Origin of the sequence: Roseateles sp. (assembly GCF_052436255.1) — a bacterium.
GTDB lineage: Bacteria > Pseudomonadota > Gammaproteobacteria > Burkholderiales > Burkholderiaceae_C > Pelomonas.
On the sequence record NZ_JBQVNP010000007.1, the window covers coordinates 19578 to 46411 of the forward strand.

General features: G+C 64.9%; 24 protein-coding genes and 1 pseudogene. 6 read left to right on the forward strand and 19 right to left on the reverse strand.

Translation table 11 applies throughout. The features are described 5' to 3' along the window. The first annotated feature begins 5 nt into the window (after positions 1-5). The 3 genes from ACT6S0_RS03120 to ACT6S0_RS03130 all read left to right on the forward strand — a co-directional run bounded on the left by ACT6S0_RS03120 (position 6) and on the right by ACT6S0_RS03130 (position 2051). The gene (locus ACT6S0_RS03120) at positions 6-764 is read left to right on the forward strand and encodes a helix-turn-helix transcriptional regulator (RefSeq protein ID WP_444762458.1); all 759 of its coding nucleotides are present in this window, start codon (positions 6-8) and stop codon (positions 762-764) included. Between the two features lie 308 nt (positions 765-1072). After that, positions 1073-1324 (forward strand): hypothetical protein, encoded by a 252-nt coding sequence (locus tag ACT6S0_RS03125; protein WP_444762459.1) that lies wholly within the window; start codon positions 1073-1075, stop codon positions 1322-1324. An 85-nt stretch (positions 1325-1409) separates the two neighbouring features. Beyond that, complete coding sequence (locus tag ACT6S0_RS03130) at positions 1410-2051, forward strand: CatA-like O-acetyltransferase (RefSeq protein WP_444762460.1); 642 nt, start codon at positions 1410-1412, stop codon at positions 2049-2051. Between the two features lie 119 nt (positions 2052-2170). Here the strand turns inward: ACT6S0_RS03130 and xth are convergent, their stop codons facing one another. The 12 genes from xth to dgoD form a co-directional block, all read right to left on the reverse strand. After that, the gene (xth, locus tag ACT6S0_RS03135; RefSeq protein WP_444762461.1) at positions 2171-2941 is read right to left on the reverse strand and encodes an exodeoxyribonuclease III; all 771 of its coding nucleotides are present in this window, start codon (positions 2939-2941) and stop codon (positions 2171-2173) included. 9 nt (positions 2942-2950) lie between these two features. Continuing rightward, positions 2951-4372 (reverse strand): dihydrolipoyl dehydrogenase, encoded by a 1422-nt coding sequence (locus tag ACT6S0_RS03140; RefSeq protein ID WP_444762462.1) that lies wholly within the window; start codon positions 4370-4372, stop codon positions 2951-2953. Positions 4373-4421: 49 nt separating this feature from the next. After that, entirely contained in the window at positions 4422-5375 is a 954-nt protein-coding gene (locus ACT6S0_RS03145; protein WP_444762463.1) for a LysR family transcriptional regulator, read from the reverse strand. Next, the gene (locus ACT6S0_RS03150) at positions 5372-6139 is read right to left on the reverse strand and encodes an SDR family oxidoreductase (RefSeq protein ID WP_444762464.1); all 768 of its coding nucleotides are present in this window, start codon (positions 6137-6139) and stop codon (positions 5372-5374) included. The genes ACT6S0_RS03145 and ACT6S0_RS03150 overlap by 4 nt, the downstream gene beginning before the upstream one ends. Positions 6140-6143: 4 nt before the next feature. After that, the gene (araH, locus tag ACT6S0_RS03155; RefSeq protein WP_444762522.1) at positions 6144-7052 is read right to left on the reverse strand and encodes an L-arabinose ABC transporter permease AraH; all 909 of its coding nucleotides are present in this window, start codon (positions 7050-7052) and stop codon (positions 6144-6146) included. 179 nt (positions 7053-7231) lie between these two features. Further along, positions 7232-8743, reverse strand: a complete 1512-nt coding sequence (araG, locus tag ACT6S0_RS03160) for an L-arabinose ABC transporter ATP-binding protein AraG (RefSeq protein WP_444762465.1) — start codon at positions 8741-8743, stop codon at positions 7232-7234. Between the two features lies 1 nt (position 8744). Next, the gene (locus ACT6S0_RS03165) at positions 8745-9716 is read right to left on the reverse strand and encodes an arabinose ABC transporter substrate-binding protein (RefSeq protein ID WP_444762523.1); all 972 of its coding nucleotides are present in this window, start codon (positions 9714-9716) and stop codon (positions 8745-8747) included. A 26-nt stretch (positions 9717-9742) separates the two neighbouring features. Next, positions 9743-10648 carry an SMP-30/gluconolactonase/LRE family protein gene (locus tag ACT6S0_RS03170; RefSeq protein ID WP_444762466.1) on the reverse strand — a complete coding sequence of 302 codons (906 nt, stop codon included), beginning with the start codon at positions 10646-10648 and terminating at the stop codon, positions 9743-9745. Beyond that, a complete protein-coding gene (locus tag ACT6S0_RS03175; protein ID WP_444762467.1) occupies positions 10645-13041 on the reverse strand; it encodes a beta-galactosidase in 2397 nt (798 codons plus the stop codon). The genes ACT6S0_RS03170 and ACT6S0_RS03175 overlap by 4 nt, the downstream gene beginning before the upstream one ends. A 36-nt stretch (positions 13042-13077) precedes the next feature. Beyond that, on the reverse strand, positions 13078-13695 hold the full coding sequence (locus tag ACT6S0_RS03180; RefSeq protein WP_444762468.1) for a 2-dehydro-3-deoxy-6-phosphogalactonate aldolase: 618 nt from the start codon (positions 13693-13695) through the stop codon (positions 13078-13080). A 1-nt stretch (position 13696) separates the two neighbouring features. Then, on the reverse strand, positions 13697-14596 hold the full coding sequence (locus ACT6S0_RS03185) for a 2-dehydro-3-deoxygalactonokinase (protein WP_444762469.1): 900 nt from the start codon (positions 14594-14596) through the stop codon (positions 13697-13699). Further along, a complete protein-coding gene (gene dgoD / locus ACT6S0_RS03190; protein ID WP_444762470.1) occupies positions 14596-15744 on the reverse strand; it encodes a galactonate dehydratase in 1149 nt (382 codons plus the stop codon). Before dgoD ends, ACT6S0_RS03185 begins: the two co-directional genes overlap by 1 nt. Before the next feature lie 597 nt (positions 15745-16341). Here dgoD and ACT6S0_RS03195 point away from each other — a divergent pair. Further along, complete coding sequence (locus tag ACT6S0_RS03195) at positions 16342-16593, forward strand: DDE-type integrase/transposase/recombinase (RefSeq protein ID WP_444762471.1); 252 nt, start codon at positions 16342-16344, stop codon at positions 16591-16593. 7 nt (positions 16594-16600) lie between these two features. On the opposite strand, the gene ACT6S0_RS03200 is transcribed toward ACT6S0_RS03195, so the two are convergent. From ACT6S0_RS03200 to ACT6S0_RS03230, 7 genes are all read right to left on the reverse strand, one after another. Continuing rightward, positions 16601-17086 carry a hypothetical protein gene (locus tag ACT6S0_RS03200; protein ID WP_444762472.1) on the reverse strand — a complete coding sequence of 162 codons (486 nt, stop codon included), beginning with the start codon at positions 17084-17086 and terminating at the stop codon, positions 16601-16603. Positions 17087-17097: 11 nt separating this feature from the next. Beyond that, the gene (locus tag ACT6S0_RS03205) at positions 17098-18234 is read right to left on the reverse strand and encodes a HigA family addiction module antitoxin (RefSeq protein WP_444762473.1); all 1137 of its coding nucleotides are present in this window, start codon (positions 18232-18234) and stop codon (positions 17098-17100) included. A 957-nt stretch (positions 18235-19191) separates the two neighbouring features. Continuing rightward, positions 19192-19596 (reverse strand): hypothetical protein, encoded by a 405-nt coding sequence (locus ACT6S0_RS03210; protein ID WP_444762474.1) that lies wholly within the window; start codon positions 19594-19596, stop codon positions 19192-19194. 861 nt (positions 19597-20457) lie between these two features. Next, positions 20458-21507, reverse strand: coding sequence for a hypothetical protein (locus ACT6S0_RS03215; RefSeq protein ID WP_444762475.1), 1050 nt, complete (start codon positions 21505-21507; stop codon positions 20458-20460). A gap of 16 nt (positions 21508-21523) precedes the next feature. Then, complete coding sequence (locus ACT6S0_RS03220; protein ID WP_444762476.1) at positions 21524-23563, reverse strand: hypothetical protein; 2040 nt, start codon at positions 23561-23563, stop codon at positions 21524-21526. Between the two features lies 1 nt (position 23564). Beyond that, on the reverse strand, positions 23565-24275 hold the full coding sequence (locus tag ACT6S0_RS03225; protein ID WP_444762477.1) for a hypothetical protein: 711 nt from the start codon (positions 24273-24275) through the stop codon (positions 23565-23567). Between the two features lie 432 nt (positions 24276-24707). Then, a complete protein-coding gene (locus ACT6S0_RS03230; protein ID WP_444762478.1) occupies positions 24708-25019 on the reverse strand; it encodes a helix-turn-helix transcriptional regulator in 312 nt (103 codons plus the stop codon). A 430-nt stretch (positions 25020-25449) separates the two neighbouring features. Here ACT6S0_RS03230 and ACT6S0_RS03235 point away from each other — a divergent pair, with 430 nt between their 5' ends. Next, the gene (locus tag ACT6S0_RS03235; protein ID WP_444762479.1) at positions 25450-25971 is read left to right on the forward strand and encodes a hypothetical protein; all 522 of its coding nucleotides are present in this window, start codon (positions 25450-25452) and stop codon (positions 25969-25971) included. Positions 25972-26068: 97 nt separating this feature from the next. Then, a pseudogene (locus ACT6S0_RS03240) lies at positions 26069-26527 on the forward strand (transposase); the annotation flags it as partial. Positions 26528-26834 lie beyond the last annotated feature (307 nt).

Below are 26834 nucleotides of genomic sequence, written 5' to 3' on the forward strand. Positions count from 1 at the left end.
GTGCAATGAGGAACAAGCTGGCAGACTTGGCAGGTATGGGTAAGCCCGAAATGAACTATCAGCAGCTGATCGATGTCGGCTTGAGCGAGGACTTCGCGAGCTTCGAGCGCCGGCTTGTGGCGACGGCGGATGCGATGGGGTTTCCGATCATCTCGGGCGCTTTGATGCGCGGGCAGTTGACCGCCAGCGGCGTTGAGGGACGTTCCTTCGGTAACACGCCAGAGGGCCACTCAGAGGCTTATAGCGACGCGGCCAAAGCGATTCGCGATCCTGTGCTTGACCGGCTTTTGAACCATGCGCTGCCTGTGGTTTACGACCAGGGCACCTACGTTGCAGCCAGCGCTGGCGAACTTTGGGAGGCCCAGGCCCCGTATGGCTACAAGACCGGCATCGGCGTCAAGCTACACCTTCCGGGGGACAAGACTTTCGTGCTCGGGGTGGACCGCGACGAAGCACTTCCTTCCTCCGGTGAAGGGTTGACGCAACTGATAGGTGGGCTGCAGTTGCTTGCTTCCCATGCAATGGTGGCCGCTGACCGACTGCTTACGCTCAAGCTCACTAGCCGTGAATTTCCCAGACTGACCAAGCGCGAACTCGACGTGCTCAGCTGGACAGCTCAGGGCAAGACGGCCTGGGAAGCGAGTGTGATTCTCGGCATGAGCGAGAAGACCGTGAACTTCCATCTGGGCAATGCAATGCGCAAGCTTGAGGTCACGTCCAAGCACCAAGCCGTGCTCAAGTGCGTTGCGGCGGGGGTTTTCTAGATCTGGGTTTCTCTCTACAACCTGGAAGACTTGCTAGGTTTCTAGGGGAGCGAAAACGGAGACAGTTCGGGACATCAGATTTCGTCCTGCACTTCACCGGAGCCCCACATGGAACTCATTAAATTCATCTATGAAATTCTTGGCTTGCCTTACGTCGGCTGCTGAAGCTGCGAAAGCTCGGCGCCTCGATGCAGCCGTTCATGGCTACTGAAGATGACCAGCTCCAGACAACGAGCTCCGCATCTTTCGGCGTCTTGGAACCGCAGCATCTAGACCCGACCTACTTCCCGCACATCGGGCCTGAAGCCGTGTCCATCTCCGCCAAAACCTATGCCCGGCTTTTGAGCCTTGCCGACCAGGCTCCGCTCGAATGCCTGCCGCTGACGTCGCGCACCTTGGCGTGGGCCAAGACGCTGGGCTACAACCAGATCGGCCAGATCCGAAGTACGCCCAACAGCCGCCTCTTCGCCGACCTCGGCGAGGACCGTGCCGAGGAATTGCAGCGTGCGCTCTATGACTTCGGCATGCGCCCCTCACAGCTGGGCGACCTGAGCGCCTGACGCGCGAGCAACGTTCAACTCCTTCGAGCCCGGCAGCCTCACGGCCCCCGGGCTTCTTTTTTGCCGGCCGTGCGAGCATGCGTGCATGCAAGACCGCGACATTCCTCTCGAAAGCTGGCCGCGCCGCGCGGCCTTTGAACATTTCCGGCGCATGGCCCAGCCAGCCTTCTGCGTCACCGTGCCCGTCGACGTGAGCGGGCTGCGCGAGCGTGCCGCCCGCCATGGCGCGACACCCTGGCTGGCCTATCACCATGCTGCGCTGGAGGCGGCCAACGGCATCGACGCGATGCACCAGACACTGACCGCCGACGGCGTGCGCGAGTTCGCCGTCATCCACGCCAGCACGACCGTGTTGCGTGACGACGGCAGCTTCGGCTTCCTGACACTGCCGCGCGAGCCCTCGTTGGCCGCATTTGCCGCACGGGCCAAACCCGGCATCGCGCGTGTGCGCCAGGCCAGCGGCGACCTGTTCGCCGTCGACGAACCGGGCGAGGTGCGCGAACAGACGCTGGTCCACATGACGGCGCTGCCCTGGCTGGCCTTCACGGCGTTCACGCATGCGCGCGGCCAGGGTGATGACCGGCCCAAGGTGGCCTTCGGCCGCTTCACCGAAACGGCCGGGCGCTTGCTGATGCCGGTGGCCGTGGACGTGCACCATGCGCTGTGCGACGGCGTGCACGTGGGCCGCTTCTTCGAACGGCTGCAGGCGAATCTGGACGCGATCTGATCCGCCACGCCAGGCGCTGGATCGGCCTCTGGCAGCAGCGCGTTTGTCGAAACGCGAGCGATTGAATCGCCGTCGAAAGAGCCGACCCACCGGCCCGCACTCAACTCAGGGGCGCGCGATCAGCCGTCGAGGGTGACGATGACCGGCGCGTGGTCGCTGGGACGCTCGTTCTTGCGCGGCAGCTTGTCGATCTCGCAGGCCGTCACGCGGGGCTTGAGCGCTGCGCTGACGAGGATGTGGTCGATGCGCAGCCCCTGGTTCTTGCGGAAGGCCAGGTTGCGGTAGTCCCACCAGCTCCAGCTCTTGGGCGGCTGCTCGAAGAGGCGGAAGGCATCCGTCAGGCCCAGGTTGATGAGCTGCTGGAAGTGCTCGCGCTCTTCGGGCGTGCAGTGGATCTGGCCGGCCCAGGCGATGGGGTCATGGACGTCGCGGTCTTCGGGCGCGATGTTGAAGTCGCCCATCAGCACCAGCTCCGGATGCTGCTTCATCTCCTCGATCAGCCAACCGCGCAGGCCGGTCAGCCAGTTCATCTTGTAGGTGAACTTGTCGCTGTCGGGCGCCTGCCCGTTCGGGAAATAGCCGCCGATGACGCGCACGCCACCTACCGTGCCAGCGATGACGCGTGCCTGCTCGTCCGCAAAGCCGGTGATGTTCTTGACGACGTCGTCGGCCCGCTCGCGGCTGATCAGCGCGACACCGTTGTAGGTCTTCTGGCCGAACCACTGCACCTGGTAGCCGGCCGCGCCGATTTCCATGGTGGGGAACTTGTCGTCGGTGAGCTTGGTCTCCTGCAGCACCAGGGCATCGACGGGGTGGGCGGCCAGCCAGTCCAGCACCTGCGGCAGGCGGACGGCGAGGGAGTTGACGTTCCAGGTGGCGAACTTCTTCATGGCGTGATCCTAGCCGCCCACCTCGGCCTCGGTGTCGCAGTCCATGCAGCTCTCGATCGGCGGCGCGGGCAGGTGCAGGTCGCTGTGGAGTTCGCGCAGCGCGGTGCGCAGGCCTTCCTCGATGACGGGGTGATAGAAGGGGCAGTCCAGCATCTGTCGCACCGTGTCGCCGCGCTGCACGCTCCAGGCGAGCAGGTGGCCAAGGTGCTCGGCGGCCGGGCCGATCATCTCGGCGCCCAGCAGCCGGCCGGTGTTGCGCTCGGCATAGACATGCAGCGCGCCGCGGTTGACCAGCATCACGCGGCTGCGGCCCTGGTTGGCAAAGCTGACGCGGCCGGTGTCAAAGTGGCTGCCGTCTGCCAGCAGTTCCGCATGACTTGCGCCTGCCAGGGCGATCTGCGGTTCGCTGAAGACGACGCTCAGCGGTGTGCGGCGCGGGCGGTGGTGCATATCGGGCCAGCGCGCGGCGTTGTCGCCAGCGATGCGGCCGGCGTCCGACGCCTCGTGCAGCAGCGCCCGGTCGTCGGTGGCATCGCCCGCGATGAACACAGGCGTGCCGCCCCATTGGCTGGTGTGGCGGTTGACGAGCGGCCGGCCCTGGTCGTCTCGCGGCAGGTCCAAGGTGTCCAGGCCGAGGTCGTCCAGATTGGGCTCGCGGCCAGCGGCGCAAAGCAGGGTGTCGAAACGCTCTCCGCCGATAAGCACCTGGTCGCCATCCGGCAAGGGGTCGAGCTGCGTGGCGTTCAACGACAACGGCAGCTCCGCAGCAAAGATGGTTCTCGACAGCTTCTGCAGCTCGGGATCGGTTAGCGGCCCGACGCGCTCGCCGCGGGAGAACAGGCGCACCCGAACGCCGAGCTTGTGCAGGGCCAGGGCCAGTTCCAGGCCGATCACACCGGCACCGACGACGGCCGCCGAGCGCGGCAGGTCGACCCAGTTGAACACATCGTCATTGACGATGAGCCTGGCGCCCAGGCGCTCACGCCAGCCGGGCGGGACAAAGGGCCGCGAGCCGGTGGCGATGACGACGGCCTTGGCCGCGACGCGCTGCCCCTCGACGTCCAACACGCCCGCGCCGGCAAAGCGCGCGCGTCCGAACAGCCGCGTCGCCTCCGGCCAGCCATGGACCGTGTCCTGCACAAAGCCGACGAAGCGGTCGCGTTCGTCGCGCACCCGCTGCATGACGGCGCGTCCGTCGATGCGCGGCGGCTCGGCCTGCACACCGAAGCGATGCGCCTCGCGCACCCCCTGGGCCGACTCGGCCGCGGCGATCAGCAGCTTGCTGGGCATGCAGCCGACGCGCGCGCAGGTCGTGCCGTAATGGGCCGCCTCGATCAGCAGCACACGCTCGGTGTGTACGCGCGCGGCGCGATAGGCTGCCATGCCGGCGGTGCCGGCGCCGATGATGGCGACGTCGCAGGTGTGAGTCATGTCAAGCGGTCCCGGTTGCCTGGTCCGGGCAAGGATAGCGGCGCCGGCGTCAGCGGCCGGCCAGACGGCGCTTTGCGGCTTCCTCGCGCAGACAGTTCAGCATCAGGTCGGCCCCCGGCGACAGCTGGTGGCCGCGCCGCGTGACGATGCCGTAGGCGTCCATGCGCAAGCCGAAGTCGAAGTTCAGCACCGTCAGCAGGCCCGTCTCGACATAGGGTTTGACCAGCTCCTCGGGCAGCGCCGACACCATGTCGGACTGCCCGAGCAGGCTGGTGATGACGGGCAGGGACAGCGTCTCGACCGTCTGCTGCGGCTGGTCCAGGCCGGCGGAGAGGAACAGCGCGGTCAAGCGATCACGCAGGATGCTGCCGCCCGGCGGCAGGATCCAGCTCTGGCGTGCCAGCTCCGGCAGGCTGAGGTCGCTCCGGTGGGCCAGCGGATGCGCGGCACGCACCACCAGGCAGTGCGGCTCGTCGGTCAACGGCTCGAAGCTGAGCTGGGCGGCAGACTCGCTGTCCAGCACGCGGCCGATGACGATGTCCAGCTCACCGCTTTGCAGGTGCTGGATCAGCAGCTTGCTGGTGTCGACCGAGATGGCGATGTGCACGCGCGGCTGGCGCGCCTTCAACAACGTGATGGCGGCGGGCAGCAGGGTGGTGGACGGCGTGAGCACGGCGCCGACGGCGACCCGGCCCGACAGGCCAGACAGCAGCTCCATGACCTCCTGATGGCCGGCGTCCAGCTCCGCCAGGGCCGCACCGGCGCGGCGGATCATGACCTCGCCATACCAGGTCGGCGCCACGCCACGCGGCAGGCGCTCGAAGAGTTTCACGCCGAGGGCATGCTCCAGGTCCGCCAACAGCTTGGAGGCAGCCGGCTGCGTCAGGTTGGCAGCCTGCGCGGCATGCAGGATCGAGCCGTGCCGCCCCAGCTCCACCAGCAGCACCAGTTGGCGAGTCTTGAGGTGGGAGCGGACAAAGCGATCCGAGCGTGGGTCTGTCATTCGTGATAAAGCTGCGACCGGCCCCCGTCGATGAGGATGTCGGTGGCATTGATGAAGCGGGCCTCATCGCTGGCGAGGAACAGGGCAGTGTAGGCAACCTCGATGGGCTCGCCGATGCGCTTGGGCGGCAGCAGGTCGAGCTGCTGCTGCCGCTGCTCCGGCGTCAGGCTGGCCAGCCATTCGACGATGCGCTCGGACAGGATCAGGCCCGGTGAGATCGAATTGACCCGCACGTTTTGCGCCGCGTACTGGATGCCCAGCGCCTTGCTCAGGCCGATCAGCGCATGCTTGGCAACGGGGTAGGGAAAGGTGTTGGGAATGATGCGGTGGCCGTGCACCGAGGCGATGTTGACGATGCTGCCGCCGCCACCGGCCAGCATGCCGGGCAGCACGGCGCGGCTGCAGTGCAGGGCGCCTTCCAGGTCCACGGCGAAGCAGCGCTGCCATTGCGCGGTGGTCATCGCCAGCGGCTCGGCAAAGACGTTCATGCCGGCGTTGTTGATCAGCACGCTGACGGGGCCGAAGCGTTCGGCGCCCCGCGCGGCCATGGCCTGCACGGCGGCTTCGTCGGCGATGTCGGCGGCGACGAACAGCGCCTTGTCGGTGCCCAGTTCGGCCACCAGCGCCTCACCGTGGGCATCGGTGTCCAAGCCGTTGAGGATGACCTTGGCGCCCTCGGCGACGAACAGCCGTGCCACGGCCTTGCCGATGCCCTGGGTGGAACCGGTCACCAGCGCGACCTTGCCTTGCAGGCGTTGAGCCATGGCGTCAGTTCCGGCGCTCGCCGCGGGTCTTGAGCTGGTCCAGCAGCACGGCTGCCAGCAGGATCAGGCCACGCACGAGGTATTGGTAGAAGGCATCCACGTTCAACAGGTTCATGACGTTCTCGACCGTGCCCATGATGAGCACACCGACGACGACGCCGAAGATGCGCGCCTTGCCGCCGGCCAGCGACACGCCACCCAGTACGCAGGCCGAGATGACATCCAGCTCGAAGCCCGTGGCCGCATTGGGCTGGCCGCTGGTGATGCGGGCCGACAGGATCAGGCCCGCCAGCGCGGCGACCAAGCCTTGCAGCAGGAAGATCCATACGCGCAGTCGCTCGACCTTCACGCCCGCCAGCCGCGCGGCCTCGGGGTTGCCGCCGATGGCGAGCGCATTGCGGCCGAACACCGTGTGGTTGAGCAACACGCCGAAGATGACGAAGCAGCCCACCGTCATCCAGATGGGTAGCGGCAGGCCCAGCACGACGGTGTCGCCGAACGCAAAGAAGCTTTCATCGGCGATCCCCACCGCCTGGCCTTGCGATGCGATGAAGGCCAGGCCGCGCACCATCAGCATGGTGGCCAGCGTGGCAATCAGCGCGTTGACACGCAGGTAGGCGATCAGCACGCCGTTGCCCGCGCCGATCAGCGCACCTGCCGCCAGGCCGGCGAAGACGGCGATGGGTACGCTGCCGGTGCTCTCCAGCACCATCGCGCCAAGCACGCCGGCGAAAGCGATGGTCGAGCCGACGGACAGGTCGAAGTCACGCGAGGCCAGGCAGAACATCATGGTGCAGGCGACCATGCCGATCTGCGCGACCGACAGCAGCAAGCCGGTGATGTTGGCGGCCGAGAAGAAGTTCTCGACAGTGAAGGCCAGCACGATGAAGAGCAGGCCATAGCCCAGCGTCATGCTGTGTTCCTTGAGCAGGGCGCGGGACGTGGTGGACATGGCGGGGCGTGGGGTGAGGGTGGTCGTGTTCATATCGCAAGTCGGGAAATGCAACCACAGAGGCACGGAGGCACGGAGAAGAACCTGTCCTGCATGGTCTCTGTGACTCTGTGCCTCTGTGGTTGCCTTTGAGTTCTGTTTCAGGACAAGGTCGCGACCGGCGCAGCGTCGGGAAGGGCCAAGGCCAGCGCGGCGGTCTCGCTGGCGCTGGCGCGGTCCAGCTCGCCGCTGATGCGGCCGTCGCGCATGACGATGAGACGGTCGGTGATGCCCAGCACCTCGGGCAGCTCGCTGGAGATGACGATGACGCAGCATCCCGAGGCTGCCACGTCGTGGATGATCTTGTAGATCTCATTCTTGGCGCCCACGTCGATGCCGCGCGTCGGCTCGTCGAGGATGAGCACCTTCAGTCCCGGCTCGGCCAGCCAGCGCGCCAGGATGACTTTCTGCTGGTTGCCGCCCGACAGCAGGCGGATCTCCTGCTCGCGGTGGGGCGTCTTGATGCGCAGCTTCTGGATGAAGTCGTCGGCGCGGCGCGCCTCCTGGCCATGGCGCAGGAAAATCCCGCCCAGCAGGCCGTGGCGGCGGCAGCTGATGTTGATGTTCTCGGCGACCGAGCTGTGCGCCAGGATGCCCTGCTCCTTGCGGTCCTCGGGGCACAGCACGATGCCGGCGGCTATCGCCGCCGATGGGCCGGCGGTGGGCACCGACTTGCCGTCCAGCAGCACCTCGCCGCCCCGGCGTGGGTCGGCGCCGTAGAGCAGGCGCATCAGCTCGCTGCGGCCGGCGCCGACCAGGCCGAAGAAGCCCAATACCTCGCCAGCCCGCACGCCGAAGCTCAGCGGCTCGGGCAGGCGGGCGCTGTGCAGGCCGCGCGCTTCAAGTCGCACGGGGCCATGGCCGCGCGAGCGGTAGTCGTAGATGTCCTGCAGCTCGCGGCCGACCATGTCGGCAATCAGCCGTTCGCGCGGCACTTCGGCCATCGCCTCGTGCGTGACGATCTTGCGGCCGTCGCGAAAGATGGTGCAGGCGTCGCACAACTCGTACAGCTCCTCGAGCCGGTGCGAGATGTAGATGAGTGTGCGCCCCTCCGCCCGCAGGCGCCTGACCAGCCGGAACAGGATCTCGGTCTCGCGGTGCGACAGGCTGCTGGTGGGCTCATCAAACGCAATGACCTTGGCGTCCTGCATGACGGCCTTGCAGATCTCGACCATCTGGCGCTGGGCGATGGACAGCTCGGACAGGCGCACGGCCGGGTCCAGGTCAACGCCGATGGACGCCAGCTGCGCCGCCACCAGCCGGCGCGCGGCCTTGTGGTCCACGAGCCCGAAGCGCGTCGGCAGCCGACCCAGCAACACGTTCTCGGCCACCGTCAGCTCGGCCACGTACTGCAGCTCCTGATGAATGATGGCGATGCCGGACGCGATGGCGTCGCCGGCCGACGTGAAGTGGCGCTCCTGGCCGTCGATCAGCAAGCGGCCGCCGTCGGGCTTGTACTGGCCGCCGAGGATCTTCAGCAGCGTGCTCTTGCCCGCGCCGTTCTCGCCGAGCAGGCCCATCACCTGACCGGCTTGCGCCACGAAGCTCACTCCGTTCAGCGCCTTGACGCCAGGGAAGACCTTGCTGATGTTGTCGAACTGCAGGGCGGCCATTTCAGAGACCCATTTGCTTTCGCAGTTCGGCCTGGTTCTGGCGCGTCATCAGGATGCCGCTGGTCAGCGTGACGGGCGGGGGCGCCTTGCCCTGGGTGGCCCAGTCATAGACCATCGCCGCGGTCTCGTAGCCATGGCGCTTGGGGCTGATCAGCACCGTGCCGTAGAAGGCGGTCGGCGTGGCCTTGGTGAACTCGTTCAGCGCGGTCTGGCTGCCGCCGATGCCGATGGCCAGCATGGCGTCCTGCCTGATGCCGCGGCCCTCGCCGGCGCGCACGGCGCCCAAGGCCGCCTCGTCGTTGAGCCCGAAGGCCACCCAGCGCTTGAACTTGGCGTTCTTCGTGAACGCGATGTTGGCCGCATTGAAGGCGCTCTCGGTGTCGGTCTTGGCCTGCGGCGCATCAATGACGTTGGCCACCGGCATGCCGCCGGCCTTGAGCGCATCGACAGCACCCATCGTGCGGTCGCGCGCCGTGGGCAGCTGGTCGAAGGCAACGCGCAGCACGCCGACCTCGTCGAGCTTCCAGCCGCGCGCCTTGATCTCGGCCAGCAGGCCCTGGCCGACCTGCTTGCCGATCTCGTAGCCCGAGATGCCCATGTGCGGGATGTCGGCGATGGGCTTGCCGGCGCCGTCGACGAGCTGGTCGTCGACCGACATGACCTTGAGCCTGTGGCGCTTGGCCGCGCGATTGACCGCCACGCCGAGCTTGACATCGGGTGCGCAGATGACGAAGCCGACGGCCTTCTGCGCGGCCAGGTTGTCGATGGCAGCCATCATCTTCTCGCCGTTCGGGATGCCGATCTTCACCAGCGTGAAACCCTTGTCCTTGGCGGCCTGCTCGGCATAGCGCCACTCATCCTGGAACCAGGGTTCCTCGGCCTGTTTGACGAGGAAGCCGATCTTGACGGGCTCGGCGGCGTGCAGCGCGAACGGGGTGGCCAGCATGGCGAGGGTGAGTGCGCGTCGTTGCATCTTCATGGTCGTCTCCTAGTCTTGTTTCAATCTTCGAACAGGGCGTCAGGTACACCCAGCGCCTTGGGCAGGCGCAGGCCGAACAGGCTGCCGGACAGCGGCTGCGCGGTCAGCGCCTCGCGGCCCAGCGCCGTGCGGGCGGTGGTCAGCATCAGTTGGTCCAGCCCCGGGCCGCCGATGGCAGGGCAGGTGGTGTGTTCCGCCGGGGCAGTCATCACGCCCATCAGCTGGCCCTCGGGGTCGTAGCGTGCCACACGGCCGGCACCCCACTGCGCATTCCACAGGCAGCCCTCGGCGTCGATGACCGAGCCATCGGGCCAGGCATCGGCCACGTCCATCGGCGCGAACAGGCGCAGGTTGTCGACCCGGGCTGTCTCGGCGTCGTAATCGCACTGCTGGATGCGCCGGGCCAGCGTGTCGCAGAAATACATGCGGCGGCCGTCCAGGCTGAAGCAGATGCTGTTGGCAATCGCTACCGCCGGCAGGGCCAGGCGGCGCAGCCCGTGGCGCAGCGAGAACTGGTAGAAGCTGGCGATCTGGCGCTTGTCCTTCGCCTCGTTCATCGTGCCGAACACAAAGTAGCCACTGCGGTCGGTGCGGCCATCGTTGATGCGGGTGCGCGGCTCGGCGGCGTCCACCGGCGCCAGCGTCAACAACTGGTCAAGTTCGAGCTTGTCGCCCAGCGTGGCGACCGCCAGGCGCTTGGCCAGGCCCAGCAGCACGCGGCCCGAACGGCAGTGGGCAAAGCTGCCCAGCCGGTCCGGCAGCCGGCAGAACTGCGGCCGCGGCGCGCCGGGCTGCCATGAAAACAGCGTGGCGGCGTCGATGTCCGTCCACCACCAGCGCCCGGCATGCCACAGCAGCCCTTCGCCCAGCACGGCGCCGTGCGGCAATGCCAGTTCCAGCGCCATGCCGGCCAGCGCTGCGCTCATGGCGTGATGCTCACCTGGCGTACCGGCAGCAGCCGTGCACCGCGCAACTCGGCCATCTGTGCCTGGCCCGCCGCAAAGGCCGGGCGGTGCGCGGCGTCGATGTAGATGGGCGCGTCGGCGCGCAGCGGCAGCACGGCCAGGCGCAGTTCGGCGCCCGGCGTCAGGGCGAACTGGCGCAGGCCGATCTGCCAGCGCTGGCCGTTGTAGTACCAGTCATCCAGCATGCGCGTGCCATGGAAGACACGGCCGATGTCGCCCACGAAGTCCACCTCCAGCAGCACATCCTCGACAGCCGGGGCGCGCCGGGCGGGCAACTTCAACGACCAGGTTGCGGCCGTGGCAAAGGCCTCGGGAATGGGCTGCACGGCTGCACCGGCCAGGCCGCCCTTGAGGATGCGCGGTGCATGGCCGGCCGCGCGCGTGGCATGGATCTGCAGCGCCAGATCGGCCGTCGCATCCGCAGCCAGTTCCAGACGTTGCAGCAGGCCGTCCTGGTGGATCTGCAAGCCGACGGCGCGCGGCCTGGGCAGGGCAGGGAAGACGGCGGCGCGCAGCGGCTGCGTGCCGGTGCCGCGCAGCTGGAGCTTGCCGTCGGCCACCCAGGCCTGCTGCTCGCTGAAGAAGAGGCGGCGCTGGCCGGCCAGGTCGAGGATCTGCAGTTGATCCCGCTGCGCTGGCGTCAACAACATGACGCTGACGGCGCGGCCGCCGGTGCTGCCAATCTGATGCAGCGTGCCGGCGTCCGGCGCCCAGGTCCTGACGCCCTCGGGCAGCGCGAACTCGGCGTCGATACCCGCAGTGGCAGCGAAAACATGGACGATGCCTTGGGCACCAGCGTCCAGGCGCGCAACCGGTTGGGCCGTGGCATGCCGCAGCAGCACGCCGTCCAGGTCCATATTGATGGGCCAGATGAAATAGGCTCCGTCGGGAATGTCGACCGGACGGCTGGGCAGGCTCAGCGCGCCACCGGGCAACCTCACCTCGAAGCGCACCGCCGTGTGGGCCGGCATCGGGTATTGCCGCACATGGTTGTTGACGAACACAAAGCCGCTCTCGCCGCGGCTGCGCACCGACCAGCGCAGCGTCCGCAGGTCGGCCGGGTTGGCCGGCACCTGCTCGGGCTGGCGCACGATCATCGGTGCCAGCCGGGCGCCGTAGTCGCGCAGGAAGTAGTGGAAGGGGCGCAGCTTGGTCAGCACCGGGCGCTGCTGGCCGTCGGGCCCGAGCGGCGCCTGGAAGTCGTAGCTGATGCGCGGCGTGTCGTTGTAGCCGCCGCTTAGCGTGCTTTCTTCCAGACCCGTGCCGCCCACGCCCACCGGGTTGCGGCCGCCGTGGAACATGTAGTAGCCCAGCAGATTGACGCCCGAGCCGAGCTGCACCGGCAGCATGGACGCGACGTCATCGGCCGAAACCAGTGTGCGACGGCGGTACATGGCCGGCAGGCCGGGGCCGTATTCCGCACCGAAGAAGGGCACCTTGTCCTTGTCGGTCTCCGCGGTGCCAGCACCGTGCGACTTGGTCTGCGCGCCAAGGTCGCCGCTGACGCGGGTGTTGAAACGGAAGGCGTGCGTCTCCTTGGGCGGCAGCTCCTTCTCGCTCTTGGCCCAGGGTTCGTCGGGGTAACCGCCAAACACGGGGATGACCTCTCCGGACGGATAGACGGCGCCGTCCCAGCCGGTCACGGTGTAGAGCGGCACGTCCAGGCCGGCCTTCAAGGCCAGGCGTTTGAGCGCACTGATGTGTTCCTCGCCGCGGCCGGGACCGCGCAGGTTGTATTCGTTCTCCAGCTGCACGCCCACGACGGGGCCGCCGTCCTTCCACAGCAGGCCCTTGATCTGCGCGCCGATCTCCGCATACAGGCGCTCGACATGGCCGAGGTACTCGGCGTCATTGCCGCGCGTGGGCATGGCGTCGACGACCCAGTCGGGAATGCCGCCGTAGCGCGCCTCGCCATGCACCCAGGGGCCCAGGCGAACGACCACCTGCAGGCCGGCGGCGTGCGCCAGCTGGACAAAGCGGCGCAGGTCGCGGCTGCCCTGCCAGTTGAAGGCGCCGGGTTGCTCCTGGTGGTGGTTCCAGAACACGTAGCTGGCGACGATGTCGATGCCGGCGGCCTTCATCAGGCGCAGCTGTGCATCCCATTGCGCGGCGGGTGCGCGGCTGTAGTGATACTCGCCCATGACCGGCAGCCAAGGCCCGCCATCGCGCAGCAGGTATTGGTTGTTGACGGCCAGCGTCTCGCCGTTCGGCGCGCGCGCCGTGCCGAGCTTGATATGGCCCGTCTGCGGCGCCGGGGTGTCGGCGCGGGCGTCGAGCTTGAGCACGGTGTCGGCATCGGCGTGGCCGAGGGCGGCCAGCGCCAGGCCCGCACACAGCGTGAGCATGCGCGTCATGGGAAGTATCCGGATGTTGTTGTCTCGCGTTGCGTGTCAGGGCTTGGCCCAGGCCTGGGTGAAGGCCCGCGCGCGTGTCGCCACGTCGGTCGCGCTCATGCCGGGGCTGTACAGCGCCGAGCCCAGGCCGAAACCGGCCGCGCCGGCCTTTCGATAGACCGCCATGGTCTCGGGCGTGATGCCACCCACCGGCAGCAACCGCAGCTCGCGCGGCAGCACGGCGCGCATGGCCTTCAGCACAGTCGGCGTGACAAGCTCGGCTGGAAACAGCTTGAGAGCATCGGCCCCGGCCTGCAGGGCCGCAAACGCCTCGGTCGGCGTGGCCGCGCCCGGCACGCAGGCCAGACCGCGAGCCTTGGCCACGCGGATGACCGCCACGTCGGCATGTGGCATGACGATAAGCCGGCCGCCAGCGACCTGCACGTCGCGCACGGCGTCGGCGCTGAGCACCGTGCCGGCACCGATCAACGCGTCGTCGGGCATGCGGCGCGCCAGCCGCCCGATCGAATCCAGGGCCTGGGGCGAGTTCAGCGGCACCTCGATGACGCGGAAACCTTCGGCGTAGAGGGCGTCGGCAACGGCCTCGACCTCGTCGGGCTTGACGCCGCGCAGGATGGCGACGAGAGGTAGTTGCTGCAGTGCCTGGTCGAGCATGTCAAAGCCCCATGGTTTGCGCCAGCCGCCACAGGCCGGCGGGTGCGGTGTTGTCGAGTTGCAGCGGCGCAGCGAGGCCGAAGCGATTGAGCGCCAACGCATAGCGCTCACACAACGCCGGGTCGCCGACGAGGGCGAGGCGCTCAGGCAATGCCGCGCTCAGCTCGTGGGCAATTTCGTGGCCGATCAACAAGCCCGACAGGTAGTCGGGCAATTGCTCTGCGGCCAAGCGCTTGAAGAGGCCGAGCGTGCGCACGGCGAACAGGTGATGGCTAAGGCCGCCATCCTTGCGCGCCGCATCGACACCGGCCAGGAAGCTCTCGGGCGAGGGCGCGGAGGCACCGCCCGGCATCAGTCGAGACAACACCGAATGCTGACGCAGCAGCGCATAAAGCTCACCGGTCATGTGGGTGGCAAAACCCGTCACACGCCCCGCGGCGACGCGCGCCCATTTGGAGTGCGTCCCAGGCAGCACCAGGCAGGCCTGCTCGGCCAGCACGGGATGCAAGGCGAGAGCGCCGATGATCTGCGTCTCCTCGCCGCGCATGACATCGGGCTGGGCGCCATCGTGCATCAGGCCCGGCAGGATCCAGAACTTGGCGCTGACCTGCAGCGCCTGGCGGGCCAGCGCATCGGCGCCGGCCGGGCAGGGCGCATAGGGCGCCTCGCACCAGCCATGCTGGCTGCCGACCATGCCGCAGGCCAGCATCGGCAGCGCCGGCAGCGCCGGCCACCCCCGGACCACCGTCGTCAAGGCTTGTGCGAAAGCGTCAGCGCCGGACAGCGTCGAGGCGCCCTGTTCGGACTGGGACGTGGCCAGCACGGCACCATCGGCGCCCAGCAGGAAGGCGCGCAGCCGCGTGCTGCCCCAGTCCAGCGCAATCAGGCGGGCGTCGCTCATCACCATTCGGCGACGCTGCCGTCCGCGTGCCGCCACAGCGGGTTGCGCCAGTCGGGTGCCCTCTTGCTGGCTTCGATGACTTTCTCTTCATCGACCACCACGCCCAGCCCCGGCTTGGTCAGCGGCAGCATGAAGCCGTTCTCGACGTGGAAGTCTTCCTTGTTCAGCACGTAGTCAAGCAGCTCGCCACCCTGGTTGTAGTGGATGCCCATGCTCTGCTCCTGCAGGACCGCGTTGTGCGAGACGAAGTCGACGTGCAGGCAGGCCGCCAGCGCAATGGGGCCGAGCGGGCAGTGCGGGGCAAAGGCCACGTCGTACGCCTCCGCCATCGCGGCGATCTTGTGGCACTCGGTGATGCCACCCGCATGCGACAGGTCCGGCTGCACGATGGACAGGCCACCGGCCTGGAAAACGCGCTTGAACTCGAAGCGCGAATACATCCGCTCGCCGGCCGCCAGGGGAATGGCCGTGTGCTGCGCGAGGCGGGCATAGGTTTCGTCCTGCTCGGCCAGCACGGGTTCTTCAACGAACAGCGGCCGGTAGGGTTCCAGCGCCTTCAGCATGACCTTGGCCATCGGCGCGCCGATGCGACCGTGGAAGTCGATGCCGAATTCGATGTCGTGGCCAAACGCTTCGCGGATCTCGGCGATGCGGGCGACGGCCTCGTCCACCTTGCGGGCGCTGTCGATGAGGCCCATCTCCTCGGATCCATTCATCTTGAAGGTGTCGAAGCCCCCTTCACGCAGCCGCTTGATGTCGCGGATGACATCGGCCGGCCGATCGCCGCCGACCCAGGAATACACCTTCATCTTGTCGCGCACCAGGCCACCGAGCAGCTCGTGCACCGGCGCGCCGAGCACCTTGCCCTTGATGTCCCATAGCGCCTGGTCGATGCCGGCAATGGCGCTCATCAGGATGGCGCCGCCGCGGTAGAAGCCGCCGCGGTACATGACCTGCCAGAGGTCGTTGATGCGCGACGGGTCCTGCCCGATCAGGTAGTGCTCGAACTCGTGCACCGCGGCTTCGACGCTGCGTGCCTTGCCTTCGATGACGGGCTCACCCCAGCCGCTGATGCCGGCGTCGGTGTCGATCTTCAGGAACATCCACCGCGGCGCGAGGCGGTAGGTCGTCAGCTTGGTGATTCGCATGGGCCATGACTGCTACAGGGACGGTCAAAGCTTAGAGCTGGCTGCTAGTTCCGAAATATCTATTTTTAGCTGTCGCCTATATGAAGACCATATATGTCGACCACCAGGGAACGCGTGCATGAAAGCAAAAGGGCTGCAAACGCAGCCCTCGACAACTCGCAGGCCAGTTTTGCCTGCAGTTTTGGCAGCGCCTCAGTTGCGCTTGTTGCCGTACTGGCCGCCGCCGAGAACGTCGCCGAGTTGGCCGACGAGTGCGAGCGTTGCGAGTACCAAGGTGATGATGAGCAGTTCCATTTGTTTCCCTTTCTTGTTGATGCACAGCGATCATAGGGTTTCCACCGATAAACACCAGGGTTTTCCCTATGCATTGCCGGCATGGAAAGTCGGGTTGTACGACTTCACCCCCTGAAGAATCGACCCAACCCATTGATTTGTATAGCTTAAGGCCAAATCCAGAGGGAGGGAAAACGAACTCGCGATGTCCGGATCAGCGCCCCCTGATCGCACATTGTTTGTTTTTGCCCCCCTAAACCCCACGTACTATCCGCTTTACGCCCCCCTGACCCGATGAACTGAACGGGGTGGCTGGCAGACGAGTTGAGCCACAAGTGCGTGGACATCGCGGTGGACTTCGGCATCGGTGGCGAGTGCGTCACGCGGCTGCTGGACCAGGCGGCGCGGTCCGGGGCTACCCGCAGGCTGCATCGCACCGACAACGGACCAGAGTTCACCAGCCGCGCCTTGCTGGGCTGGTCTCAGCGGCGCGGCATGAAGCAGATCCTCATGGAGCCAGGGGCGCCAACGCAGAACGGCCACATCAAGAGCTTCAACCCCTGGAAGACGCGCTGAACAAACCTCAGGCGGCCATTTCTTCGTCATCAGGCGGGGCGTGCCGCCGCAGCATCACGTCGAATTCCAGATCCAACGGTATCTGAATCTGCTCATCGTGCGGGTGCAGACGGTTCCACCGCATCGCGTCGTCCGACAGCGAGAGGGCGTCGCCAACCATCTGTTCACGCCGTTGCATCAACCCCTTGTGGGCAATATATCTAGGTGCGTTGTCCAGCGTATGCCACAGCGTCATCTGTTCCGTGCCACTGCGCTCGGTGACGGCGAAATTGACCCTGTAGGGTCTGCCCGTGACCTCATCCTTGCCCGTCTCCTCGCGAGCGGATTGCGAGAAGAGTTCGGCCAACAAGGCCACAGGTGTCTTGGGCGTCGGCGGCTTCATCCCGAGCTTGATGGCGTATTCGGCCACCTCGTGCATGTCCCAAGACTGCTTACCCGTCTCTTCGCAATAGCGCCGGATGATCGCCTGGCGTTGTTGAGCTTTCGTTTGCAATTTGATTCCCTTCAAGGACCAACCGGAGCAACGTCGCCCCAACCGTCGACGGCAGCCCCCGGCGCAACTACCGCACGAACTTTCACCAAGTGATCACGGAACCTGTCGTAGCGACCCGTCCTATGCTGCAGTTGTCCTGCCACCAGTCCGGGGTGGATCTGGAGAGCAGAGGCCAAGCTGCGAATATCACGTTCAGCAAAAACAGGGGCCTTGCGAGCGACGAAGGCGTCCATCGATTTTTTCGGCACGCAGAACTCTGCAGCAGCGGCGTTTGCCACGCGCTCCTCCTCAGGTACACCTTCACCCAAGCCCGCCTTCTCGCCCTCAAGTCCGGCGTCGATGCTGATTTGGCCCTTGCCATGACCTTGGATTACGTGTTCCAACTCATGCCGGAGAACGAACCAGAAGTTGTCGATCCGGTCGTGCCGAAGCGACATGCCGATAACGGGCGACGCGTCGTCCAGCCAGAAGCAAACGCCGTCGATCTTGGCGCCAGGAAGCGACTCGACGATCACGAAGCGGATGCCGGCTTCGGCCAGGACACGCGGCACTTTGCGCGTCTCCTCAACTGACAAGATCAACTGCTTGAGCTGTCCCAAAGCCCGCCGAACGCCAAATGGGGAGAAGGGGGCAACGATCATCTCAGCCGCAATCTGCCTGACGCGGTAGAGCCATGCCAGCTGAGCGGCCGTGGTCTCGCTGACGACGTCGGTCTTTTTAGCGGCATGAGGCAGGACCTCGATTTCGTTGAGCGAGCCCACGCCGAAGAACTTGGTCAGGGCGATCTCGATGCTGAGCACGTTTCGAACATCGGCGCCATCCAACCACCCACGCTTGATCATCTCGGGAACTGGAAGCCCGCCGAACAGCTGCGCCCGCATTGCACGCGCCGGATCTGGTCGCGTAACCAACCGGGCCCTGGCCAAGTCAAAATCTTTCTGAAGCGCCAGGAATTGATCAGCCGGAACCTCAAAAACTTCCTCCAGCGCGATCGCTATTTCCGCGGTGACGGCCTGTTTGCCCGTGATGAGCTTGTTCAGCGTGGACTCGCTCATACCGAGCACCGTCGAAAGGAACCGCTGCGACCAGCCCCTCTGCTCAAGCTGGGCTTCAATCAGCTGCCCTGGTGTTTTGTATTCCGTCTCCATGTCATAAGTGTCAGCGAAATTTCGCTTTATCGCAAGTTCTACGCTCTCACCCCGACCGCCGCCTGGTGCCTTCGGAGACGGACTGCTCATTCCCTGACCTGACGCGGTGCAGACCTTTAACGCCCCGGCGACGCCGCCTGTCTATCCAGGAGGCGGTCGGCATCTGCCCCCTTCACAGGGGGCTTATCTTTTTCTGGGAGGGAAATGCGGGCTATCTGCTCTCGCAGGTCATTGCGCTGGTGAGTGATTAGCGGAGCAAGATGCGGGCTGACCTACATCTCTGTGATCCAGGAAGGTTGATTCAACACTTGGAGGCGGAAGCCCGCCAAGCCCCTTTCGCTTAGCCAATGGCGCTATCCCGCCGAGCGTGGACCGGCTGCTGCTGCACAAGTTTTGCGTCTCGTTGGGAGGCGTTCGGATCGGCCACGAGGATCGGAAGCAGGTGAGGGCGATCTATCGCCACGAAATCATGAATCCTTACTGAACTGCTGGAATCAGCAAACAAAGACAGAGGCACGACACGCGTGGCCAGCGCCATCTGTGACGAGGTGCTCCCGCTGTCGTCGAGGCGCTGGCCGTGCCCTTCAGTGCTCGTTGGAGGACGCCCTCAAATCGCTTGCGGGACGTGTGCGTGATCAGCATCGTGGCGGTTCTCGGCTTGGTCATGGCGCACTGGGCTTATGCGCGGCTGACACCGTTGGACTGGGCGAGTGTGACCGGAGCGACCGTCGCCCCCGCCCTCGCAGGTCCGACTTCCGGAGCATCCGCGGCGTCGTCGGCGGCTTCAGCTGTCAAGCCAAATGCTCCGGTCTCGGCGGCCAGTGTCGCCGTGGTTCCGAAGGTGATCGCGCCGACGGATACGCAGAAGGCCCAGGTGTCACAAGCGCAGCAAACCTCCAATGCTTCAGCTCGCTGAACATCCGAAAGTCGTGGTCCCATCTTCGACGTGCTGCTGCGTTAGCGTAGGAACAGACGAACGGCTTGTTCACCTGATGGAGTAATGATCTGCGCCACACCGATGGGTGACGCGGTTTGCAAATCCCATCGACCCAGACGGGACAGCCACGCAGCGTTCAATGGGGGACTCTGCCTTCTCTTGATGCTGTCCTCGAGATGAGCACGCCACGCGCTGGCGACCTTGAACGCTGCGAGCCATATCACGTGGGCAAGTTGGAAATAGCCCTCGGACGCGAACTTACTACCCGGCGTGAGAAAGGCCGAGGCGAAGCGACTGAAGAACTCATCTATTTGACCAACTTCAGCAGCTTCGAGAGTCGCTGTCCATACGATCTGGCCATACGACTCGAATTGAGAACGCCAGATATATGTTGCATGTCGCTCGACGCTGACATCGAGCTCCACCGGAACTCGAAGGCGGTTGGCTCCTTCAGCCCAGCCCTTCCAAAAAAAGTCAGATTCTTGCCAATCTTTCGGGAGCGTCGACGATACGACGGACACATAAGATTGGTTTCTCGGGGCCCCGCTTGTTCTAACCTCAATCGAGGGGAAGAGCTCGACCTCGGCGTGGCGGAAGCTCAGCCTTTGAGGGCATGGTTCGATGTGAGAAAGAACGGAGACGAGAGTTGCCCGCCACACACTCGCTGATTCGGGCTCACAGGTAATCCAGGAATGTCTCCGCGGAAGCTTGACGCGTGATTGCACCGAAGCAGCCCAAGCGTGAAAAGATCGGACTTCGTCGAGAGACTCAGGCTCTGACCAAGCGCCAGGGTATTTATCCAGATTCTTGCCACCTGCGAGTGACAAAGAGCAGTGGGAGCAAGTGAAGGAAGGGAAGCCGCCCGGCGTGACGAACGCATAGGCTGGTGTAGAGCTATTACACCCATTGCAGTGGTGCAAAAGCGGTTCGTGATGAATGAGGCAGCACTCGAAGATGTCCAGTTGGAAAGAAGCTGCGTGATAGCCCGACCGGAGGCAGCTTCGGCAAAACCGCAGGTGTTCGCGAGCGGCAGCATCCGCAAAGATCGGTCCCAACTGGGCTTGCACGCTGGCAGCATTGATTCGTTGCGAAACTGGGGTTGGCGTGGTCCTCGCGTCAATCAAAAAACTGACGTAGCGCGACCACCCAAACTGCACGCCAAAGCTTTTCATCCCTAGGCTGTTGAGTGCACGCAACTTCGCCAACAGAGTGAACGACCCTTCTCCGAAACCCGCCCAGCTCTCGTGCCAGGCGAGGTTGCCAAGGGCGGGTATCGGCATGTCAGCTCACAGGAACGTGGTTTCGAACTGACTGCTGTCCAGAGCGCTCTTCCAGAAGTCGCGGTCGGGCCGGTAGCCGGGTTCGTCCTCAACCATCTGGACGGTCAAGAACGCCAGGATGGAATCCGCGATCCACTGCATGCCCACGTCTTTCAGAGGCTTGACATGCTTCTTGGCCACGGCTTGTAGCTCGCTCCACAGCCGCGGCGCTTCGTGCGCCAGTCGCCAGCCCGCCGCATGGGCATGCGGCAGGAAGAACTGCGAGTAGCAGACGCCAGACCCGGCCGGATACTCACAGCTGTCGACGCTGTCGTACTCCCCCATAACTGCACGAAGTTCCTTCTGCGAGGAGATGCCGGAGAACACGCGAACTCCTCGGAGAAAACGCGACCACAGGCCCTTGTCCGAGACTCGAATCGCATCGGCGACCGTTTGGAGTTTCAAGTCGCCGACCGGGATAGTGATGACGGTTTTCTTGTGGTACTCCCGCAACTCATTCGTGAAGTCGCGTAAGAAATTGAACTCGGGGTCACCCCAGTTTTGACCCTCATCGATATAAAGCGCAAAAGTGTCCCCTTTCACCTCGCGGCAAGCTGCGAGAATTCCGCCGCGCGCGGCATTCTTGCGATCCACGGCCGTCCCCGCAGCTTCGATATTGAAGCCCAAGAGCACATCAGTCCAAAGCGCCTTCTCAGTGCACTTGTCATGCTTGGCTGCCGTAATGACTTGGTAAGGCACATTAGGGAACATCGTGCCCATGGCCCTTGAGACCATCGTCACCATCGTGGTCTTGCCATGGCGACAGTCCGCAGCGAATGCGAGTCCCGGCCGGCGGAATTTGATGGCTTCCTGAATGGCAAGCAGCGCCTCTCTAACCGGTGGCGTCTTGATTTCGATGATGACGGCGTGAAGCGGGTGACCCTGCAAGAGGGCCTGCCTTTCTAGCCCCGGAAGCAGCGCAGCGTTCCTCAGAGACTCCCGACTCCTGGATTCATCGGCCTGGGAACTGGGATGGCTGCAATCGCCATCTGAATCTTCAGTGAAATTGACTTGCATGTTCAGCTCCATTTGATTACCACCCCTCAGGCAGACCAATGCCGCGTGCGCGGCGGAGGTCTTCAAACCGCTCGGCATTGGCTGCCGGGCTGGCGGGCTTCGGCGCCTTCGGCGCGACGCCGTGGCGGTGGATGTGGTCGGCCAGCTCGGACGCCTCAGCCGAGATGTGGTCCGTACCGGACTGCGTCGCCTTCCGTACTGCCTTCTTCTCGAAGTGCGCCGCCAAAGTGCCGATGGGATCGTCCCGGTCGACCTGCTGGCCATCACGCACCAACTGATTGAATGCCTGGCGGTCTTGCAGCGAATGAGCGACGTTCGACCAGCCCTTGTGCAGGACGTTGAGGGTGCCCAGCGACTCGCCGCTAGACAGGAACGCCTCTACGGTCCGCATGTCCTCCGGAACATGAACCGTGGCGTCACGTCCGATCAGGTCGTACCTGCCCTTGAGCAGGTCTCCCGTGTACCGTTCCTCGCCGACCTCGATGTAGGGAGTGGTCCGTTTTGAGACAGATCCGCGAATCGTCTTGTTTCGCATGACGGTCCATCCGAGCCGCGGTGAGAGCGCCGTTGGCGGCGGCGCGCTCCTTGGGATCCACCGCGGACGGCGTCCGTTCAGCGACTGGCGGATGTAGTCCAGCGGCGAGAGGTTTCCCAACGCGGAGTGCGGGGTGGCGTTGTAGTTTGCCAATAGGACGTCCAGTACCTCGATGAGCTCGTTCCACTCGATGCCGACGCCCTTCGCCTCCAGCGTTGGATCGTCCGCGCGGTGAACGTCCTGCGGTCCGGTTCCCATGGAACTGGGCAGCCGCTGAAAGCCGAAGCGTTCCAACGTACCGAACAGCCGCTCGGAAATCGAGTTCCGCCACCAACTGCCGACCGCGCCGTAGGCGATGGCGCAGCCGATCGCTGCGCGCAAGTCCTCCCGGATTAGCGCAGCCCAGTGCTGCACGGCGTTGTCCAGTCGCTTCATCGCGGGCTGGATGCCATCTTCCAACCCTTCAACGCAGCCGCACGGGAAGCCAGCCCCCTCCGCATACCTGAGACCTTCTACGGTGAGCTTTTTCGGCTTCCAGGGCCTCGATGCCATGAGATGGGCCAGCTCAACATGGCGGGCTTCGATCTGTGCGCCGATACAGACGGCCCACCCGGTGGCCGCGCGGGAGGTGTGGCAGGCGTCTATGAAAACCTGCATGCGTTTGACCGGCACTTTCATCGGGCCGACCGGCCCTTCCAAGATGATGTAGCCAATCGCATCGACCGTATGGCAGTCGCCGCCGATAACGTCGAACGGCGCGTGCGAGAGCAGGAAGGACATCTTCCCCGTCCCCAGTCCCTTCTTCGCGTCGGCGGTAGAGCCGAACCAGACCTCGGTCGTCTCAAGATGGGTGGCGATGTAGTCAGCGATGTAACGCCGAACCGGGCCGCGGGCGTTGGACCCGCCGGTGTGCGGATACGTGCCAAGCGGGATCGGGACAGGCTTGATGCTCTCCCCGGCTAGCTCTCCTGTCTTGAATGCCTTGATGAACGCCCGCGAGACCGTCTCGACGGTGGGCTTCCTTAGTTTGACTTTCTTCGTGCCGCCACCGCACTCAATCAAGCGGTGCAAGATCAGTTTCCAAGACGGGTTGCCATCCAGCCACTTCCTGAACTTTCCCTGAGTCGGGGTGAGTCGCAGGTGATAGATCAAGCCTGCCCATCCGACGATGGTGTCGCTGTGCTGACTCTTCGTAAGGCACCGGTTGAGCTGTTCATAGAACGATTCGCGGCCACATTCAGCGATAACGAGCGCCGGCTTGAGCCTGCCGTTGGTCAGGTATGCGCGTATGGCCTTGGCGAGGCGGTCAAAGCGCTCGCCGATCAGCAGGGCGTGCTCTTCGGCCTCCTCATCTGACAGGAAGGGGTAGCTCGTCTTGATCTGGGCCGCGTCGGGCTTGACCGCTGTCGGCCAGTTCTCGCAGTCGCGTTGCCGGTCAGTCATGGTCTTGAAGGTCCAGAGGACTTTTCTCTTCGTCACCGGCTCGGGCGGGTGCGCTGTGGGAAGGACTCGTTGCGCCATCTCAGGCCTCCTTCATGGTCGGATGGAACACGCTGACCGCGGTGAGCGGCAGCTCGAAAAGGTCATGTCCGAGCGAACCGGCGAAGGCCAGTTCCAACACCGCCGCGCCGAACAGCGCGCGCTGCGCTCCTTCGCCAAGATTGATGACTTCTTCAAAGGTGCTGGTGCGCGCGCGCACAACCTTCAGGATCTGCAACTTGTGGTCGATCAACGGCCAGTGCTTTGCTGCCGCGATCCAACTGGTCGCGCGCAGCGCGTTGCGCAGCCTGACTGGGTTGGCGGTCAGTAGATCCCGATCGATGGTCTCAACGCGTGCGATCTCGGCGAGCGCACCCTTGCCAACCATGGCGACGAGTTCCTCGACCCGCTCGACGGTATCGGGCAGTTGCTGGATGAGCCTGCGCCAGACACGGGTTCCGTCCTTCAACGTCACGGCCGCATGCACGAGCTTCGCGTTGGCCGATCCTGCCAAGCGAGTGACCTCGGCGGATGGCTCATACACGACTGATTCGACGTCAGGGTCCGATTCGGCGTGCAGGAAATGCAGCAACTGCATCTCGGCGGCCAGCGGGACGTCGGCGCGGCACTTGAAAGAGTGATGCAGAACCAGGTCGCCCTTGGTCTTGCCGCGCTTCTTGTAGCCCGCGGCCAGCTTGCCGCGCAGCTGTGTGCCCAGGCGTGCGCCGGAGCCGTTTGGGGAGGGCGTGCTCATGGCGCCTCCCGCTGAGTGGTGTGCACGCCGCGGTGTGCAGCGGCAGCGAGTTGATGTAACTTCGATTTCATGGTCTTGCCTTTCCTCGTTTTGACAACAAGGATCCGCCGCATCCAGGGCGGAATGCACCCAGATGCAGTCACCTGCATCGGAGCGGCGAAAAGGCGCGACCATCCACACTCCAGGTTGTTGACCCGGTGCGGAAACTTGTCTAGAGTGACTCTGTCGGTGTGATTGACAGGGTACGAGATGGCATCGCCACGTTGGAATCGTCGCGATGCCATTGCCTTTTAGTGGCTTCGACACGGTTGATTGCTGGCGACGGGTCCTCGACCGCGATGTCGCGGCTGGGGTGTGCTCGGGTGCGTGTTGCCTCCCGATCAGTCAGCAAATCCGGCGGCTCAGCGTCGCCGGTGCTTCGACTCCTCCTTTCTACGGTTGCGGTTCGGTGCGGGCATCGATCCAGGCTTGCACGTCCGTCGCGCGCCAGCGGCGTAGACGACCGACGCGAAAGTGCGCCGGAGCATCGTGGGCGGCGATGAGTTGCTCGAGCTTGCGCAAGGAGATCGCCAGTACGGCGGCCACCTCGGGCGCTGTGAGCAACGGCCGCAGATCGGGCGGTTGGATTGATGCGCTTGTTTGCATGTGGATGCACGGGAGAGTGCGAAGTGGAGCGGCGGCTACCCAGACTGGCAAGCTGCAACTTTGCAAACTAAACTTGGGCCTTGACCGGGTCTCGAACATCCGGTCGAGAGGCAGCGATGCTCGTCTTTAGGAAGAAGGCGCAGGCGTTGTGGGCGTGAAGTCAGCGCATCGAACGCAACGGTGGGACCCTGACGTCGATCCTGTGCGAGGACCGGTTCTGTGGACCCTCACGTCCCTCGCATACCAAGGCGAACACGAAGGTGTCAGCCCCAAGCTTGCGGAGCTCAACCAGCTGTTCCCAGCCACCCGGGCCCAGCCTCGCAGCTCGGGCGCGTGGAATCGTCTGAGCGCTGGAAAAAATCTGCCGAGAACTGCGGGGCTCCTCCTGAGCCGATTGGCGGAGTGCTACCCACATGCCGCCGCGAGCTATCAGTGGCCCTTATGGCGCCTGGCAGGGTACGCGGAGCTTTCGCTCGCCGAGATCCATTGGTTGATGGTGGAGCTGCCCATCGATGTTCGATGTCTTCTCATGATCGACGTGTTTCCCAACGGCCGTGTGTTGAGGTCAGCCGGCTTTCTGCGGACTGAGTTGGAGGTTGTCGCGGATCTGTGCACCTTCAACGGGTTGATGGCAACCGTGGGGCTGCTGCGAGAGGCGGAGCTGTACCAAGACTCGATCGCCTATCGCAGGGGATACGAACTGCTCCTCGGCCAATTGCACTTGCTCCCAGTGGCCTTTGGTTCGAAAGTACTGGCAGACAGATTCGCCGAGTTTCTCCGCCGTCGGTTTTGTTCCATGACCATCATTCTTGAAGGCGCATACGAGGGGAAGCCGCGTGCTTTGGGGGCCGCCGCGCAAGCATTTCCAGTTCGCTTGCGGCCACCAGATCCAGTCAATGCTGAGTCATTGTTTCGTGTAAAAGCGGAGTGGTGCGGCTACACGAGCGAGACCATTCAGGCATTGACAGACATGTGGCGCGACTCGATGAAACAGGTCAAGTCGCCGCCTGGCGATCGACGTCGCAGACGCTCGCTGCTGAAAAAGCGTTGACGTCCCCCAGTTGGCTAAATCGGCGCGTGCGGGATGGCGCCGCCGCTGGGATGGGAACTAGGCAAGCGTCTCTGAAATCTTCCGAAGTGCGGTTCCCGATTCGATCCGTCGCGTGTCGGCCAGGAAGCCCTACGAGTTCGGAGTCAAGGTCAGCCTGGCGGTGACGCACAAGAGTGGGCTGATGGTGGGTGCCAGGTCGTTCCCTGGCAACCCGTTCGACGGGCACACGCGCAGTGCCCAACTGGAGCAGACGGGCGCGTTCCTGCAGGACATCGGCGTGTCGCCCAAGGTCCCGGTGGTCGATCTGGGCTATCGCGGTGTGGACAAGGACATCGCGCCCGTCGAGCTGATCCACCGGGGCAAGTACAAGTCGCTGAGCCAGGAGCACAAGCGCTGGCTCAGGCGGCGCCAAGCCATCGAGCCACTAATCGGCCACACCAAGCAGGACCACGGCATGCAGCGCTACTGGCTCGAGGGCAGCGACGGGGACGCGCTGCACGCGGTGCTGTGCGCGGCCGGGTTCAACATCCGCTGGCTGATGCGGGCGCTGCTGCGCCAGCTCAGCATCAGCGGCACTCTGGGCTTGACGTTGGGTATCAATCTCGGCGTGGACTGGGTAGCGTCGCAGCGCCCCTGCGGCCAAGTGCCGTATGGCCTGGGCGAGTTCGCGGCTGTCTGTCATTGCCTGTAGTAGGACGCGGGCCTGGCGCAGCGCGCGTAGCGTTGCTTTGGTTCGATGCCTATGCCGCGTCTGGCGTTCAGGTGCGACAAGATGGCGGCAGCTTCCATATCGCTGTCACGGCAGCGCCGGACGACCCCGTCGCCAAGGCAAGACTGATCGAGCATGAGGTGCGCAGCAGCGC

Bases quoted from the DNA above. Each gene is read 5' to 3' on its own strand.
- ACT6S0_RS03220 (WP_444762476.1), bottom strand. From the start codon at position 23,563: ATGGCGCAACGAGTCCTTCCCACAGCGCACCCGCCCGAGCCGGTGACG.
- xth (WP_444762461.1), bottom strand. From the start codon at position 2,941: ATGAAGAAGTTCGCCACCTGGAACGTCAACTCCCTCGCCGTCCGCCTG.
- dgoD (WP_444762470.1), bottom strand. From the start codon at position 15,744: ATGCGAATCACCAAGCTGACGACCTACCGCCTCGCGCCGCGGTGGATG.
- ACT6S0_RS03230 (WP_444762478.1), bottom strand. From the start codon at position 25,019: ATGTTCGAGACCCGGTCAAGGCCCAAGTTTAGTTTGCAAAGTTGCAGC.
- ACT6S0_RS03225 (WP_444762477.1), bottom strand. From the start codon at position 24,275: ATGAGCACGCCCTCCCCAAACGGCTCCGGCGCACGCCTGGGCACACAG.
- ACT6S0_RS03235 (WP_444762479.1), top strand. From the start codon at position 25,450: ATGATCGACGTGTTTCCCAACGGCCGTGTGTTGAGGTCAGCCGGCTTT.
- ACT6S0_RS03145 (WP_444762463.1), bottom strand. From the start codon at position 5,375: ATGACAGACCCACGCTCGGATCGCTTTGTCCGCTCCCACCTCAAGACT.
- ACT6S0_RS03180 (WP_444762468.1), bottom strand. From the start codon at position 13,695: ATGCTCGACCAGGCACTGCAGCAACTACCTCTCGTCGCCATCCTGCGC.
- ACT6S0_RS03130 (WP_444762460.1), top strand. From the start codon at position 1,410: ATGCAAGACCGCGACATTCCTCTCGAAAGCTGGCCGCGCCGCGCGGCC.
- ACT6S0_RS03120 (WP_444762458.1), top strand. From the start codon at position 6: ATGAGGAACAAGCTGGCAGACTTGGCAGGTATGGGTAAGCCCGAAATG.
- ACT6S0_RS03140 (WP_444762462.1), bottom strand. From the start codon at position 4,372: ATGACTCACACCTGCGACGTCGCCATCATCGGCGCCGGCACCGCCGGC.
- ACT6S0_RS03215 (WP_444762475.1), bottom strand. From the start codon at position 21,507: ATGCAAGTCAATTTCACTGAAGATTCAGATGGCGATTGCAGCCATCCC.
- ACT6S0_RS03205 (WP_444762473.1), bottom strand. From the start codon at position 18,234: ATGGAGACGGAATACAAAACACCAGGGCAGCTGATTGAAGCCCAGCTT.
- ACT6S0_RS03165 (WP_444762523.1), bottom strand. From the start codon at position 9,716: ATGCAACGACGCGCACTCACCCTCGCCATGCTGGCCACCCCGTTCGCG.
- araH (WP_444762522.1), bottom strand. From the start codon at position 7,052: ATGACGCTGGGCTATGGCCTGCTCTTCATCGTGCTGGCCTTCACTGTC.
- ACT6S0_RS03185 (WP_444762469.1), bottom strand. From the start codon at position 14,596: ATGAGCGACGCCCGCCTGATTGCGCTGGACTGGGGCAGCACGCGGCTG.
- ACT6S0_RS03175 (WP_444762467.1), bottom strand. From the start codon at position 13,041: ATGACGCGCATGCTCACGCTGTGTGCGGGCCTGGCGCTGGCCGCCCTC.
- araG (WP_444762465.1), bottom strand. From the start codon at position 8,743: ATGGCCGCCCTGCAGTTCGACAACATCAGCAAGGTCTTCCCTGGCGTC.
- ACT6S0_RS03170 (WP_444762466.1), bottom strand. From the start codon at position 10,648: ATGAGCGCAGCGCTGGCCGGCATGGCGCTGGAACTGGCATTGCCGCAC.
- ACT6S0_RS03150 (WP_444762464.1), bottom strand. From the start codon at position 6,139: ATGGCTCAACGCCTGCAAGGCAAGGTCGCGCTGGTGACCGGTTCCACC.